Below are 10850 nucleotides of genomic sequence, written 5' to 3'. Positions count from 1 at the left end.
TGGGGACTGGTTTCCTGCTTGGATTATTACCTTGAAAGGCATGCGTTAAAAGTTAGTTGAACTGCCGTGTGCCGAACGGCACGCACGGTGGTGTGAGAGGGGCTAGAAATTAGTCCCTACTCGATTTTTGTCTATTAAAAATGTCATTTTGACAAAAATAATAATCTTTTTGACTATCATCATTGTCAAAAATAAAAAGATGTGTTATCATTTAGCTGAAAAATGGATACAAGAAGATTGGAGTAGTTACATGAAAAAACTATTGAGAAAAAATATTTCAGATAATACGGCTATTGAGATTATTTCTTTATTTGCTATTATAGGATTTCTTTTAGGTATATATGCAGGCATTTCAAATGGGACTAAAAATCAAATGATTATTTATCTATTCATTTCCAGTTTACTTCCTAGCTTATTGTCCATTGTCTTTTTAAAATCGGAAAAGAGGTAAATATCTATGGAAAATCTAATTAAAGTTATTCTTTGTACCATGATGGGAATTATCATTGTTAGCTTTCTGGTGCCACTTTTAAAAGTACTTGGCATTCTGATTGTTCCCCTTGTCGTTTGTCTTTATTGTCATCAAAAAGGGTATTTTCGTTTAAATCAACCATAAAAGAAAATGGATGAAAGGAATAAGATAGTTGGACTTGATGTTAAAAAATCGTCTTAAAGAATTGCGAGCGAGAGATGGCGTCAATCAGACCCAAATGGCAAAACTGGCAGGAGTATCGCGTCAGACCATCAGTTTGATAGAACGAGGGGAATACACGCCATCAATTGTTATTGCAATGAAAATTGCTCAGGTGTTTAAAGAGCCTGTTGAAAATGTGTTTTCTTTAGTGGAGGGGGTAGAAAATGAAAAAGAATAGTCGTTTACTTCGTGTGTTAAAAAGTTTTGGTTTCTGGCTGCTAGGAGGTATGTTAGTTGGTTTATTTGGTGGCATAATTCCTAGAATCTTAACCTATCTGAGATTTGACTTTATGACCATTAATTGGTTGTGGTTATTAAAAATAGGTATCTATAGTTTGCTAGCACTTGTTTTGAGCACCACTCTCGTTACAGGTTTAATGATGCTGAAAATAAAAAAAGAGCTCCCCTTACTAAAAAAATCATCTTCTGATGATAATGATGAAAGGGAGTGCAAGCTCAATATTAGATTATCTCATGTCATCATATGGCAAAATATCAGTATGGTTATTTTACTTTCTATTTTATGTTTGTCGACGCTTTATGCTTGGAATAAAGTGTACTGGCTTCTAGGTTTAGACTTGTTATTGATTGTTCTAGTAGTGCTTAGTCAAGTTAATGCTGTTAAGTTATATAACAAACTTCGAGGAACCAATATCTCAGCGTTACAAGACAAGAAATCTCTTATGGATAATGGAATGCAGATGGATGAGGGAGAGTTACAGGCTGATAAGGAAACTGCTTATGAGATTTTCATAACCTTGAGTACATCACTCATACCTACGCTTTATGTTATTATTTTCTTTATAAGTAAATTTACCAAGACTTCACCAATTTTGGCAGTGAGTGTTTTAACGATTATTTATCTTTACATTAACATTGCTCAATTCAAAACAGTTCGTAACTTCTTCAAGTAGTTAATAGTCGTTTAACATTTCACAGTAACGCTGGAATATGTGATTATATTGATATCTTCTGTTAAAACCAAGTTCAAATTGAACTTGGTTTTTTTCGTCTAATGGTGATTTTGACTATTTTTATGATAAAATAGATAAGTTGAGTTTTCTTTTGAAAATCATAAATTTTTTAATTAAGAAGGGGAAAATAGTGTCTATTTTTCGTCAAAAAAATACCAGTCTAGATAAGACTGAAATGAAACGTCATCTTAAGGTTATTGACCTTGTCTTTCTGGGACTTGGTTCTATGGTGGGAACTGGTATTTTCACCATTACAGGTATTGGTGCAGCGCAATACGCTGGTCCTGCCTTAATTATTTCCATTGCGCTTTCCGCCATTGCTGTAGGTATTTTTGCGCTTTTTTATGCTGAATTTGCCTCACGCATTCCTGCTAATGGGGGTGCTTACTCTTATATTTATGCTACACTGGGAGAGTTTCCAGCTTGGATTGCTGGCTGGTTGATTATCATGGAATTTCTCTTTGCAGTCTCTAGTGTTGCTTCAGGATGGGGATCTTACTTAAAAGGTTTGCTGGCTAATTATGGTATCCAGTTGCCAGCTGCAATCAACGGCACTTTTAACCCAACTAAGGGGCAGTATATCGATCTTCTACCAGTTCTGGTGATGCTTTTTGTGACAGCAATTGTTCTCATGGATTCTAAAAAAGCCATGCGTTTCAATAGTGCTCTGGTTGTTCTCAAGTTTTCAGCCTTGGCTCTCTTTATTGTTCTTGGTCTTTTCTTCTTAAAACCTGATAACTGGACGCCATTTTCGCCTTTTGGCTGGGGAAATCCTGTTGGTGGTCGTTCAGGGATCCTTGCAGGTGCCTCCATTATGTTCTTTGCCTTTCTTGGTTTTGAATCCATTTCCATGGCAGTTGACGAAGTCCATGACCCTCAAAAGAATGTACCTAAGGGGATTACCTTGTCATTAATGATTGTGACAGCTATTTATATGCTAGTTACCTTAATTTTAACAGGTATGGTGCATTATACCAAACTCAATATTTCAGATGCGGTCTCTTATGCACTACGCTCTGTAGGATTGACTTGGGCTGGTAACTATGTATCAGTTGTTGCCATTCTCACCTTAATTACGGTTTGTATTTCCATGACATTCGCCCTATCAAGAACGATTTATAGTATCAGTCGTGACGGTTTGCTTCCTAAAGCTCTCAGTCAGGTGACTAAAAAATCTCGCATCCCTAGAAATGCAACACTAGTAACTGGTGTAGGAGCGATGATATTTGCTGGTATGGTGCCATTAGCTAGTTTAGCTGAGTTTGTCAATATCACAACCCTTGCTTATCTCATGCTTTTAGCCATTGCTATCATTGTTTTACGGAAACAAGCAGGTTTGCCTAAAGAAGGCGAATTCAAAATGCCATTTGTGCCTGTTTTACCGATCATTGCCATTGTCATTTGTCTAGTCTTTATGAGTCAGTATCAAGCTGTGACCTGGATTGCTTTCCTAGTAGCTTTAGGTTTAGGAACTTTGATTTATTTCAGTTATGGTTATCAACACTCGACGATCAATGATGGGAAATAAGGAGTAGCATGATGCTAAAAAAGTAACATTGATTGCTGTTGTTTTTATGATAATAGCAACAGTTGCACATATTGTGATGTCAGTCCATGCCTTTAATAATGGTGCTAGTTTTAGTAAAAATATCTTAAATGGGATTCTAGTTCTCGTTTTCCTCAGTATTACTAAAACTTTACTAGATCTCAGAAAAACAAAATAACCAAGCAGAGTTAATGCTCTACTTGGTTTTTTCATGCCTAAAAGGCAAATTCAACAGTAACGAATTCAAAAGAATTTTGTAAATCTTCAAGGATAAGGGATTTGAGATTGACGGATTCTGAGATGAGATCTAAGTTGGCTGGGTCTAGGATGTGGACTCGAACACTGATATGAGTTCCCTGCTTGTAAATAAAAATATCCAAGTCGTGATAGTATTTATTGAAATGTGTCTGGAAAACATCGTGGATGACAGGAACAATTTGCCTATTTCGAGTAGGTGACTGTGTAAATTCTTTGAAGGAATCTGTTAAGATTGTTAAAGGTTCTTTATAGGAAAAAAGAACGAGAATTAAAGTGATAAAAAAGTCTGCAGTATAATGTAGGAAGCCAAGAGCACTTTCTATCGGGATAATTTTTAGTAGCAAGATAGAAATACCCACTCCCGCAGAAATTAGACCATCGATAAAATTTCCTTTGCTTTCAGCAGCAATAATAGTTGATAAGTGATTGATTTGACGATTTTTCTGACGATTAAAAAATCCTAACCCAAAGCATAGGATGACCATCGAGATAGTATAAGGTAGTACCAAATCGGTCTCAATGACATGCCCTTCTCCGTGGATAAAATAAGCATAGGCAGCAGCGCTTGTTTCGAGTAAGGTAATAATCAGGAGCATAAGCGTTGCGATTGATTTCAAGATGCCGTATAAGGGCTCTAAAAAGTATATGCCATTAGGAAATGTCTCAGTTTTACGGTGGCTGTTACCTGAGATAAAGACAGCTACTAAAGTAGAGATGAAGGCTATCAGGGAGAATACGCCATCTAAAAGCAAGGCATTTAAATCGGTCACAATATAGATAATGAGACCTGCAAGCCCAATAAAGAAATTTCCGATCGTAGATACGATAAGGGATTGTCTCTCAACTTGTTTTTGTGTCATGCTAACCTCCGTAGTCTGAATGTCTTAAATTTAGTATATCAATTTTAAGAGGTCGCTTCAAATACCTTTTTAATAGTCAGATAAATTCTATTCTTATCTATAACGTAAAAATCCAGGCGTGATAGCCTGGATTTAATGTTTTCATATAGTCGTGAAACCTATAGTCCCATGTTGTAATCATCATCTTGCATGGCTTCAACACTACCAAGTAGATAACCATTACCAACCTGACTAAAGAAGTCGTGGTTAGATGTTCCTGTTGAAATACCGTTCATAACAATTGGATTAACATCATTTGCCGTATCTGGGAAAAGTGGATCTTGCCCCAAGTTCATAAGGGCTTTGTTGGCATTGTAACGAAGGAAAGTCATGACTTCCTCGGTCCAGCCGACATTGTCATAGAGGGTTTCCGTATATTTTTCTTCATTTTCATAAAGCGTATAAAGAAGGTCATACATCCACTCACGGAATTCTTCTTGCTTATCTTCGGACAATTCGTTAAAGCCTAATTGGAATTTGTAACCAATGTAAGTACCGTGAACAGATTCATCGCGGATGATCAATTTAATGATTTCAGCGACGTTGGCTAATTTGTTATTCCCCAAATAGTATAAAGGTGTAAAGAAACCAGAGTAGAAGAGGAAGGTTTCCAGGAAGGTAGAAGCTACTTTCTTCTGAAGGGCATCACCGTTCTTGTAAATTTCATTGATAATTTCAGCCTTACGTTGGAGGTAAGGGTTGGTATTAGTCCACTCGAAAATATCTTCAATCTCTTTTTTAGTGTTAAGTGTTGAAAAGATGGAAGAGTAAGATTTGGCATGGACTGATTCCATAAACTGAATATTATTGAGGACTGCTTCTTCGTGTGGGGTACGAACATCGGCACGGATAGCCTCAACTCCTGTCTCAGATTGAAGAGTATCAAGAAGGGTAAGACCACCAAAAACCTTGCCAACAAGGTCTTTTTCTTCAGCAGATAGTTTACGCCAATCGTCTAAATCATTTGAGAGTGGGATACGGGTGTCAAGCCAAAATTGTTCTGTCAATTTTTCCCAAGTGGATTTATCAATCACATCTTCGATTTCATTCCAGTTGATGGCTTCATAATAAGTAAATTTTGTCATGGAGACTCCTTAAAAACAGATAGTAAAAATGACGTTTAATGACTCTTTATAGTTTAACATAAACAAGCAGCCAACTTCAAAATAAGTTGGCTGAAAGTCAATGAACATCGGTAATATTGATTTGGCTAATGAAAGGTACTATAGGATAAATCAGAAAATCAGGTGTATCAAAGTGTGATAAAACTAAGCAAACTTCAATAAATTATGGTGTTCTATTAGATGACACAAGATTCACATTGGTTAGCGCCAACTTCATCACCATCATCGGTGTAGGTACGTACATAGTAGATTGATTTGACACCTTTGTTGAAAGCGTAGTTACGTAAGATAGATAGGTCACGAGTTGTTTGTTTGGTGTCGTTACCTTTCCATTCGTAAAGTCCAGTTGGGATTTCACTACGCATAAAAAGGGTCAATGACAAACCTTGGTCAACGTGCTCAGTAGCGGCAGCATAAACATCGATCACTTTACGCATGTCCATATCATAAGCTGATTTGTAGTAGGGAATAGTATCTGTTGACAATCCAGCCGCTGGGTAATAGATTTTACCAATTTTTTTCTCTTGACGCTCTTCAATACGTTGTGTGATCGGATGAATGGAAGCAGAAACATCATTGATATAAGAGATAGAACCATTTGGTGCCACAGCTAGGCGATTTTGGTGGTAAAGACCATCAGCCATAACTGCCTGACGTAAAGCTTCCCAATCTTCTGTTTGAGGAATGAAATGGTCTTTAAAGAGGTCTTTAACAAGGTCTGATTTCGGTACAAACTGACCAGAAACGTACTTGTCAAAGTAGCTACCGTCAGCATACTTAGAATTTTCAAAACCAACGAAAGTCGTTTGACGCTCACGGGCAATTTCATTAGAAGCTACAAGTGTCCAGTAGTTGAGCAACATGAAGTAAATATCCGTAAACTCAATTGATTCCGGACTACCATATTCGATGTGTTGTTGAGCAAGGAAGGAGTGAAGTCCCATAGCGCCAAGTCCGAAAGTATGAGCTTGGTCGTTACCGTTCTTAATAGATGGAACGGCTTCGATACTTGATGAATCTGTCACGAAAGTAAGGGCGCGTGTCATCGCTTTGATCGAACGTCCAAAATCAGGAGAGGTCATCATATTTACAACGTTGGTTGAACCAAGGTTACATGAGATATCTGTTCCCATTGAGAGATAATTTTGCCCATCATCAATCAAGCTAGGTTGTTGCACTTGAAGAATCTCTGAACACAAGTTGGACATGATGATTTTACCATCAATTGGATTAGAACGGTTGGCAGTATCAACATTGATGATATAAGGGTATCCAGACTCTTGTTGTAATTTAGAAATTTCAGTTTCTAATTCACGAGCTTTGATTTTAGTCTTAGCAATCTTAGGATTAGCTACTAGTTCATCGTATTTCTCAGTGATGTCGATGTAGTTGAATGGGATACCGTACTCTTTTTCAACATTGTAAGGAGAAAAGAGGTACATGTCCTCATTCTTACGAGCCAACTCGTAGAATTTATCAGGGACAGTCACACCAAGTGATAGGGTTTTAACACGCACTTTTTCATCCGCATTTTCTTTTTTGGTTGAAAGGAAAGAGATGATGTCTGGATGGAAGACATTGAGATAAACCACTCCAGCACCCTGACGTTGCCCTAGTTGGTTAGAGTAAGAGAAACTATCTTCAAAAAGTTTCATAACAGGAACCACACCAGATGCAGCGCCAGCAAAACCTTTGATAGGAGCTCCAGCCTCACGAAGGTTAGACAGGGAAATACCAACACCACCACCAATACGTGAGAGTTGTAGCGCAGAGTTGATTGAACGGCCGATTGAGTTCATATCATCAGTCACTTGGATCAAGAAACAAGATACCAACTCACCACGACGACTACGTCCGGCATTTAAAAATGAAGGAGTAGCAGGTTGATACCGTTGGTTAATCATTTCTTTAGCTAAATCACGAGCCAATTCTTCATTACCATCTGCAAAATAGAGGGCGTTAAACATCACGCGATCTTCCATGCTTTCTAGGTAAGCCTCTCCATCATTTGTTTTAAGAGCATATTGCTGGTGGAATTTATAAGCCGCCATAAATGACTTAAATTGGAAATTCTCATTTTTTAAGTCTTGGGCTAAGGATTCAATAAATGCTTGGCTATACTTGTTAATGAAACCTGTTTCGATGTAATCATTTTCAATCAGATAGTTGATTTTATCTGTCATTGAAGCAAAAGGCATCATGTTAGGGTTGACATTTTCTTCAAAGAAAGCTGCGAGAGCTTCTTTGTCCTTATGCAAAGGAATTTGTCCATTAACGGGACGGTTAATTTCATTATTTAAACGGAAATAAGTAACATTTCCCAAATCTTTAAGACTCATGCGCTAAGATTCCTTTTACTATGTTAGTGTCTTCTACAGTACCGCTAAATTCCAATTCATGGAGCAGTGGTAGCTGATATTTTTGTGCTAATTCCCTAGCTTCACGACAAAAATCAGGGCCGAAGTTTCGATTGCCGATACCAATGATACCGTGACAATTTGCTAGATTGTCTTCAATAAAATCTTCAACATAGTCAAAATTGTCATTGTAAGTGGGAATAATGACAATAAACTGATGATGACAGTGAGGTGTTTGCCCACTTGGCATCAGTGTTATAATGTCATCTTGGGCGATGTCAAGTTTGTTGATAAATCTGGCTGTCTGACCAGTAAGGGTATGGAAGGCAACCTTCAATGGCTTAACCTACTTTTAGACAATTTCTTTGAGTTTAGCAGGTTGAAATCCAGAGAAAACAACATCGCCAGCTTGGATAACTGGAGCTGCTGCAAACCCTAAACTTTTCACGTATTCGATGTGTTCAGGTTCTTCGTCAATGTTGATTTCTTTGAATGAAACGCCTTCTTTTTCTAGAAATTTTTTAGTCATTTTGCATTGCATGCATTTGTTTTTTGAAAAAATAGTAATGTTACTCATTTGATAACTCTCCTTTTTAAGTACCACAATAGCATACCCAAAATTAGCTCAAAATGCAATAGATTATTGCTGGTAAAACACAAAATATAGTTATATCTTTTTCTTATACCCCAATATATTGTGTTGTGATGAAAACTTAAGGAAAACAGATGGAACTAGTCTTTGAACAAATATTTTACGCTAAGTAATGATCTTTTTCTTCGATACATAGGTTGAAAACAAACCAAAATGATTTTTCTATAAGTGATGTAAGAAGGTCGAAAGTATCCTGTAAATTTTTTCAATCTAGCTTATAAAATCTTGAAAAAAAAAAAGCCTTGTGTTATAATTGGAAATTGTAAGGGTTATCATGGATGACTCAAAAATTAAAAAGAGAAAAAAGGAGAACCATCATGGCTTCTAAAGATTTTCATATTGTAGCAGAAACAGGTATTCACGCTCGTCCAGCTACTTTGCTTGTTCAAACAGCTAGCAAATTTGCTTCAGACATCACTCTTGACTACAAAGGTAAAGCAGTTAACCTTAAATCAATCATGGGTGTTATGAGTCTTGGTGTTGGTCAAGGTGCTGATGTTACAATTTCTGCAGAAGGTGCAGACGCTGACGATGCTCTTGCAGCAATTGAAGAAACAATGACAAAAGAAGGATTGGCATAAGAAAATGACAGAAATGCTTAAAGGAATCGCAGCATCTGATGGTGTTGCAGTTGCTAAGGCATATCTATTGGTTCAACCGAATTTGTCATTTGAAACTGTTTCAGTTTCAGATACAGATGCAGAGGAAGCTCGTCTGGATGCAGCTCTAGCGGCGTCTCAAGACGAGCTTTCTGTTATCCGTGAAAAAGCCGTAGATACGCTTGGTGAAGAAGCAGCATCAGTTTTTGATGCTCATTTAATGGTTCTTGCTGACCCAGAAATGATTGGTCAGATTAAAGAAACAATTCGCGCGAAACAAGTTAATGCAGAAGCTGGTTTGAAAGAAGTTACTGATATGTTCGTGACACTTTTTGAAGGTATGGAAGACAACCCATACATGCAAGAACGTGCAGCGGATATTCGTGACGTTGCAAAACGTGTATTGGCTCACCTTCTTGGTGTGAAATTGCCGAATCCAGCAACGATTAGTGAAGAGTCAATTGTTATTGCGCATGACTTAACACCTTCAGATACAGCTCAACTTGATAAAAACTTTGTTAAAGCTTTCGTAACTAATATTGGTGGACGTACAAGTCACTCAGCTATCATGGCTCGTACTCTTGAAATCGCAGCTGTTCTTGGAACTAACAACATTACTGAAATTGTAAAAGATGGTGATGTTTTGGCTGTTAATGGAATTACTGGTGAAGTTATCGTTAACCCAAGCCAAGAAGAAATCGTAGCTTTCAAAGAAGCTGGTGAAGCTTACGCCAAACAAAAAGCTGAATGGGCACTTCTTAAAGATGCACAAACAGTTACAGCTGATGGGAAGCACTTTGAATTAGCAGCTAACATTGGTACACCAAAAGATGTCGAAGGTGTTAATAATAATGGTGCCGAAGCTGTAGGACTTTACCGTACAGAGTTCTTGTACATGGATTCTCAAGACTTCCCTACAGAAGATGAGCAATATGAAGCCTATAAAGCTGTACTTGAAGGCATGAACGGTAAACCGGTTGTGGTTCGTACAATGGATATCGGTGGAGATAAGGAGCTACCTTACTTCGATCTTCCTGATGAAATGAACCCATTCCTTGGATTCCGCGCACTTCGTATCTCAATTTCTGAGACTGGTGATCAAATGTTCCGTACACAGATTCGTGCCCTTCTTCGTGCGTCTGTACACGGTCAATTGCGCATCATGTTCCCAATGGTTGCTCTACTTAAAGAATTCCGTGCAGCAAAAGCAGTCTTCGATGAGGAGAAAGCTAACTTGCTCGCTGAAGGTGTAGCAGTAGCTGATGACATCCAAGTGGGTATCATGATCGAAATCCCAGCTGCAGCAATGCTTGCTGACCAATTTGCGAAAGAAGTTGACTTCTTCTCAATTGGTACAAACGACCTTATCCAATACACAATGGCAGCAGATCGTATGAACGAACAAGTGTCATACCTCTACCAACCATATAACCCATCAATCCTTCGTTTGATTAACAACGTTATCAAAGCAGCTCATGCTGAAGGCAAATGGGCAGGTATGTGTGGTGAGATGGCTGGTGATCAGCAAGCTGTACCACTCCTTGTTGGAATGGGTCTCGACGAGTTTTCTATGTCAGCGACATCTGTACTTCGTACACGTAGCTTGATGAAAACTCTTAATTCAGCAAAAATGGAAGAGTATGCAAATCGTGCTCTTACAGAATGTTCAACTGCTGAAGAAGTTCTTGAACTTCAAAAGGAATATCTATAATTCAAGCAATTAAGAAGAGGGCAACCTCTTTTTAGG

General features: G+C 37.9%; 12 protein-coding genes. 7 read left to right on the top strand and 5 right to left on the bottom strand.

Features of this window, described 5'->3' with window-relative positions:
- Positions 1–250 precede the first annotated feature (250 nt).
- The 5 genes from ACMZ6U_RS06900 to ACMZ6U_RS06880 all read left to right on the top strand — a co-directional run bounded on the left by ACMZ6U_RS06900 (position 251) and on the right by ACMZ6U_RS06880 (position 3196).
- Entirely contained in the window at positions 251–451 is a 201-nt protein-coding gene (locus ACMZ6U_RS06900; RefSeq protein ID WP_416107403.1) for a hypothetical protein, read from the top strand.
- Between the two features lie 6 nt (positions 452–457).
- Complete coding sequence (locus tag ACMZ6U_RS06895; protein WP_416107401.1) at positions 458–616, top strand: hypothetical protein; 159 nt, start codon at positions 458–460, stop codon at positions 614–616.
- A 28-nt stretch (positions 617–644) separates the two neighbouring features.
- On the top strand, positions 645–872 hold the full coding sequence (locus ACMZ6U_RS06890; protein ID WP_416107399.1) for a helix-turn-helix transcriptional regulator: 228 nt from the start codon (positions 645–647) through the stop codon (positions 870–872).
- Entirely contained in the window at positions 859–1608 is a 750-nt protein-coding gene (locus ACMZ6U_RS06885; RefSeq protein WP_416107397.1) for a DUF3169 family protein, read from the top strand. The genes ACMZ6U_RS06890 and ACMZ6U_RS06885 overlap by 14 nt, the downstream gene beginning before the upstream one ends.
- A gap of 187 nt (positions 1609–1795) precedes the next feature.
- Positions 1796–3196, top strand: coding sequence for an amino acid permease (locus tag ACMZ6U_RS06880; protein ID WP_416107405.1), 1401 nt, complete (start codon positions 1796–1798; stop codon positions 3194–3196).
- 233 nt (positions 3197–3429) lie between these two features.
- On the opposite strand, the gene ACMZ6U_RS06875 is transcribed toward ACMZ6U_RS06880, so the two are convergent.
- The 5 genes from ACMZ6U_RS06875 to nrdH form a co-directional block, all read right to left on the bottom strand.
- Positions 3430–4332 carry a cation transporter gene (locus ACMZ6U_RS06875; protein ID WP_416107395.1) on the bottom strand — a complete coding sequence of 301 codons (903 nt, stop codon included), beginning with the start codon at positions 4330–4332 and terminating at the stop codon, positions 3430–3432.
- A 158-nt stretch (positions 4333–4490) separates the two neighbouring features.
- Positions 4491–5456: a class 1b ribonucleoside-diphosphate reductase subunit beta gene (gene nrdF, locus ACMZ6U_RS06870; RefSeq protein WP_416107393.1), complete on the bottom strand. Its 966-nt coding sequence runs from the start codon at positions 5454–5456 to the stop codon at positions 4491–4493.
- A gap of 215 nt (positions 5457–5671) precedes the next feature.
- Complete coding sequence (nrdE, locus tag ACMZ6U_RS06865; protein WP_416107391.1) at positions 5672–7834, bottom strand: class 1b ribonucleoside-diphosphate reductase subunit alpha; 2163 nt, start codon at positions 7832–7834, stop codon at positions 5672–5674.
- Positions 7824–8189, bottom strand: a complete 366-nt coding sequence (locus ACMZ6U_RS06860; protein ID WP_416107389.1) for a class Ib ribonucleoside-diphosphate reductase assembly flavoprotein NrdI — start codon at positions 8187–8189, stop codon at positions 7824–7826. The genes nrdE and ACMZ6U_RS06860 overlap by 11 nt, the downstream gene beginning before the upstream one ends.
- Positions 8190–8204: 15 nt before the next feature.
- The gene (nrdH, locus tag ACMZ6U_RS06855; RefSeq protein ID WP_416107387.1) at positions 8205–8429 is read right to left on the bottom strand and encodes a glutaredoxin-like protein NrdH; all 225 of its coding nucleotides are present in this window, start codon (positions 8427–8429) and stop codon (positions 8205–8207) included.
- A 392-nt stretch (positions 8430–8821) separates the two neighbouring features.
- Between nrdH and ACMZ6U_RS06850 the strand changes: the two genes are divergently transcribed.
- A complete protein-coding gene (locus ACMZ6U_RS06850) occupies positions 8822–9085 on the top strand; it encodes a phosphocarrier protein HPr (protein ID WP_003064009.1) in 264 nt (87 codons plus the stop codon).
- Positions 9086–9089: 4 nt separating this feature from the next.
- Entirely contained in the window at positions 9090–10814 is a 1725-nt protein-coding gene (gene ptsP, locus ACMZ6U_RS06845; protein ID WP_416107385.1) for a phosphoenolpyruvate--protein phosphotransferase, read from the top strand.
- Positions 10815–10850: the final 36 nt, after the last annotated feature.

Origin of the sequence: Streptococcus pluranimalium, assembly GCF_047785745.1 — a bacterium.
Taxonomy (GTDB): domain Bacteria; phylum Bacillota; class Bacilli; order Lactobacillales; family Streptococcaceae; genus Streptococcus; species Streptococcus pluranimalium_B.
Note: the sequence above shows the minus strand (reverse complement) of the source record. Positions and strands in the feature narration are given on the sequence as shown.

Bases quoted from the DNA above. Each gene is read 5' to 3' on its own strand.
- ACMZ6U_RS06900 (WP_416107403.1), top strand. From the start codon at position 251: ATGAAAAAACTATTGAGAAAAAATATTTCAGATAATACGGCTATTGAG.
- ACMZ6U_RS06895 (WP_416107401.1), top strand. From the start codon at position 458: ATGGAAAATCTAATTAAAGTTATTCTTTGTACCATGATGGGAATTATC.
- ACMZ6U_RS06885 (WP_416107397.1), top strand. From the start codon at position 859: ATGAAAAAGAATAGTCGTTTACTTCGTGTGTTAAAAAGTTTTGGTTTC.
- ACMZ6U_RS06875 (WP_416107395.1), bottom strand. From the start codon at position 4,332: ATGACACAAAAACAAGTTGAGAGACAATCCCTTATCGTATCTACGATC.
- nrdF (WP_416107393.1), bottom strand. From the start codon at position 5,456: ATGACAAAATTTACTTATTATGAAGCCATCAACTGGAATGAAATCGAA.
- nrdE (WP_416107391.1), bottom strand. From the start codon at position 7,834: ATGAGTCTTAAAGATTTGGGAAATGTTACTTATTTCCGTTTAAATAAT.
- nrdH (WP_416107387.1), bottom strand. From the start codon at position 8,429: ATGAGTAACATTACTATTTTTTCAAAAAACAAATGCATGCAATGCAAA.
- ACMZ6U_RS06850 (WP_003064009.1), top strand. From the start codon at position 8,822: ATGGCTTCTAAAGATTTTCATATTGTAGCAGAAACAGGTATTCACGCT.
- ptsP (WP_416107385.1), top strand. From the start codon at position 9,090: ATGACAGAAATGCTTAAAGGAATCGCAGCATCTGATGGTGTTGCAGTT.